The following is a 2,603-nucleotide window of genomic DNA, read 5'->3' on the forward strand; positions in this document are numbered from 1 at the left end:
CCCGTCATCCCTTTCCCGCACGCCTCCCCCTTTCCCCCGTTTCCCCTCTTTCCCTCATTTCCCGACCTTTCCCGACCTTTCCCGCCCTTTCCGTGCGACGGGACCGGGGCCACCCCGTCCGGCCGCCGGACGGTACACGCCCGGCGGCCGGACCGGGCGGATCAGATGATGCCGCCCGGGGTGTACCGCCCGGCCTCGCCCCCCGCCTCCTTGCCGATCTCCCGGCTCAGGGCCTCGATCTGGGCCGACGCGTTGCCCACCCGGGGGGTACGGGCCAGCGGCTCCAGCACGTCCCGGTCCAGCGGGATCCGGGGGTCCCCGGCGATCCGCTCCACCAGATCGTTCTCCGCGGCCCCCTCGCGCAGCGCCAGCGCGGTCGCCACCGCGTGCTCCTTGATCAACTCGTGGGCGGTCTCCCGCCCCAGCCCCGCCCGGGTGGCGGCGGTGAGGAAGGCGGTCGTCGCCAGGAACGGCAGGTAGCGCTCCCGCTCCCGCTCGATCACCGCCGGGTGCGGCCCGAACTCGTCCAGCACCGTGAGCATCGTCTCGAACAGCCCGTCCAACGCCAGGAAGGCGTCGGGCAGCGCCACCCGCCGCACCACCGAGCAGGAGACGTCACCCTCGTTCCACTGGGTGCCCGCCAGCTCGCCCACCATCACGGCGTGCCCGCGCAACACCACCGCCAACGCGTTGATCCGCTCACAGGAACGGGTGTTCATCTTGTGCGGCATGGCGGAGGATCCCACCTGCCCCGGCCGGAACCCCTCGGTCACCAGGTCCTGCCCGGCCATCAACCGGATCGTCGTGGCGAGCGAGGACGGCGCCGCCGCCAACTGCACCAGGGCGGTGACCACCTCCCAGTCCAGCGAGCGCGGGTAGACCTGGCCCACCGACGTCATCACCCGCTCGAAACCCAGGTGGGCCGCGACCCGCCCCTCCAGTTCCTCCAACCGTCCGGCGTCCCCGTCCAGCAGATCGAGCATGTCACCGGCCGTGCCCACCGGCCCCTTGATGCCGCGCAACGGGTAACGGGACAGCAACTCCTCCACCCGCCGGTGGGCCAGCAGCAGTTCCTCCGCCGCCGAGGCGAACCGCTTGCCCAACGTGGTCGCCTGCGCCGGCACGTTGTGCGAACGCCCCACGACCACCAGCTCGGCGTGCTCGGTCGCCAGCCGCACCATGCGCGCCAGCACCGCCAGGGTGCGATCCCGCACCAGCTCCAGCGCGCTGCGGACCTGCAGCTGCTCCACGTTCTCCGTCAGGTCCCGCGAGGTCATCGCCCGGTGCACGTGCTCGTGCCCGGCCAACGCGTTGAACTCCTCGATGCGGGCCTTCACGTCGTGCCGGGTGACCCGCTCCCGCTCCGCGATCGAGTCGGTGTCCACCCGCTCCAGCACCCGCTCGTAGTCCTCGACCACGCCATCGGGGACCTCCACCCCGAGATCCCGCTGGGCCCTGAGCACGGCCAGCCACAGCCGCCGCTCCAGGACGATCTTGTGATCCGGGGACCACAGACGGGCCATCTCGGGGGAGGCGTAGCGGGCGGCCAGGACGTTGGGGATCTGCGGCTTCTGTGTCACACCCGGATTCTACGAGGTCGCCGGGGTCCCGGGCGTCCCCGACCGCCCGGCCTCACCACCGGTCCGTCACGTGGTCCGGTTCCACGTCCACCGGCAGCAGTTCCGGGCGTTTGGGCGGCCTCCCGTCCCCCGACGACCGACCGGTCAGACGGCGACCGACCCACGGCAACAGGTGTCGGCGGGCGAACCGCAGATCCGCCCGCCGACGTGCCGTCCACGCCGGAAGCACCGCCTCCGGCAGCGGTGTGTGCCATTCCTCCCGCGCCGGATACCCCAATGCCTGCCACACCGCCTCGGCCACCCGACGGTGCCCCTCCGCGGTCAGGTGCAACCGGTCGTCCGCCCACAACCGCGGGTCGCCCAGCACCGGCGCCCCGTACAGGTCCACCACCAGCGCGCCGTGCCGGGCCGCGAGATCCTCGATGTGCTCGAACAGCGCCTCCATGCGCCCCCGGTAGCGCTCCAGCACCGGACCCCGCCGGCCCGGACTGCGCATCAGCAGCAGGCGCCCGCAGGCCGGGGCCAGCCGCTCCACCGCCTCCTCCAGCCGGGCGTGCACCCGGGCCTGGTCGCAGCGCGGTCGCAGCACGTCGTTCAACCCGCCCACCAGCGAGACGAGATCGGGACGCATCGCCGCCGCGCGGTCCACCTGCTCGTCCGCGATCTGCCCGATCAGCTTTCCCCGCACGGCCAGATTGGCGTACCGGAACCCCGCGTGCTCCCCGGCCAGACGGTCGGCCAACAGGTCGGCCCACCCGCGGTACCCGCCCCCGGGCAGCGCGTCCGACATGCCCTCGGTGAAGGAGTCCCCGACGGCCACAAAGCTCTCGACAACAGGCGTGCGTTCCATGGTGCCGACGATGCTACCCGGGCCTTCCGGGTGGTTCCCCGCCCCCCGCCCGGCGCGTCCCGTCACCCCACGGGGACACCGTCGTTGGACCCGGACGTGATCCGCAAGCTCCCGGCCACCGTCGCCTGCCTGTTCCTGCTGCCCGGCTGTATCACCGTGGACCCCGCCCGGCC

The 2,603-nt window shown here is 72.8% G+C and carries 2 protein-coding genes; both read right to left on the minus strand.

What is annotated here, in order from left to right; genetic code table 11:
- Positions 1-161: 161 nt before the first annotated feature.
- Positions 162-1,523, minus strand: a complete 1,362-nt coding sequence (purB, locus tag FOE67_RS22375; protein WP_438874281.1) for an adenylosuccinate lyase — start codon at positions 1,521-1,523, stop codon at positions 162-164.
- Between the two features lie 109 nt (positions 1,524-1,632).
- A complete protein-coding gene (locus FOE67_RS22380; RefSeq protein WP_182666646.1) occupies positions 1,633-2,430 on the minus strand; it encodes an SGNH/GDSL hydrolase family protein in 798 nt (265 codons plus the stop codon).
- Positions 2,431-2,603: the final 173 nt, after the last annotated feature.

Source organism: Streptomyces calidiresistens, from assembly GCF_014141525.1.
Classification (GTDB): domain Bacteria; phylum Actinomycetota; class Actinomycetes; order Streptomycetales; family Streptomycetaceae; genus Streptomyces; species Streptomyces calidiresistens.